This window comes from Mesorhizobium sp. M4B.F.Ca.ET.017.02.2.1 (genome assembly GCF_003998955.1).
Classification (GTDB): Bacteria; Pseudomonadota; Alphaproteobacteria; order Rhizobiales; family Rhizobiaceae; genus Mesorhizobium; species Mesorhizobium abyssinicae.
The window spans coordinates 1-817 of record NZ_RZOF01000664.1; the positions used below are offsets into that span (position 1 = coordinate 1).

The following is an 817-nucleotide window of genomic DNA, read 5'->3' on the forward strand; positions in this document are numbered from 1 at the left end:
TTTAACATGTTAATCAAAATTCGAGCCGGCTGAACTCGCCGGCGCGGCCGCCGGCTATCGGGAGGAAACATGGACAACAGCGAATTCCGCGCATGGTCGAGGCGTGCCGCCGATTGGGGCGTCGACTACCGCGACACCTTGCGCGAACGGCCGGTGCGGCCAGCGCTCGCGCCCGGCGAGGTTTTCCGTGCCATCGAGGTCTCGCCTCCAGAAACCGCGGAGCCGATGGAGCGAATCTTCGCCGATTTCGAGGAAAAGATCGTGCCCGGCATGACGCATTGGCAGCATCCGCGCTTCTTCGCCTATTTCCCGGCCAATGCTGCGCCCGTCTCGGTGGTAGCCGACTATCTAGTCTCCGCGATGGCAGCGCAGTGCATGCTGTGGCAGACCTCGCCGGCGGCGACCGAGCTGGAGACCCGAACCGTCGACTGGATGCGCCAGGCGCTCGGCCTGCCGGAAGGGTTTTCCGGTGTCATCCAGGACTCGGCCTCGTCGGCGACGCTGGCCGCCGTGCTCACCATGCGCGAGCGCGCGCTCGACTGGCAAGGCAACCGCAAGGGTCTCGCCGGGCAGGCGCGGCCGCGCGTCTATTCTTCCGACCAGGTCCACACCTCGATCGATCGCGCCATCTGGGTCGCCGGCATCGGCGAGGAGAACCTCGTGCGCATCCCAGCAGCCGGCCGCTTCCGCGCCATGGACACCGTGGCCCTCGAGACCGCGATCGTCTCCGACCGCGAGGCCGGCATGCTGCCGGCGGGGATCATCGCTTGCGTCGGCGGCACCCGCACCGGCGGCACCGACGACATCGCCGCCGTGG

At 67.9% G+C, this 817-nt stretch carries 1 protein-coding gene; it reads left to right on the forward strand.

Annotated elements, in window-relative coordinates; genetic code table 11:
• Nucleotides 1–69: 69 nt before the first annotated feature.
• Nucleotides 70–817, forward strand: a 748-nt coding sequence (locus tag EN738_RS34705; RefSeq protein ID WP_145967067.1) for a pyridoxal-dependent decarboxylase, incomplete at its 3' end; no start/stop codon positions are given.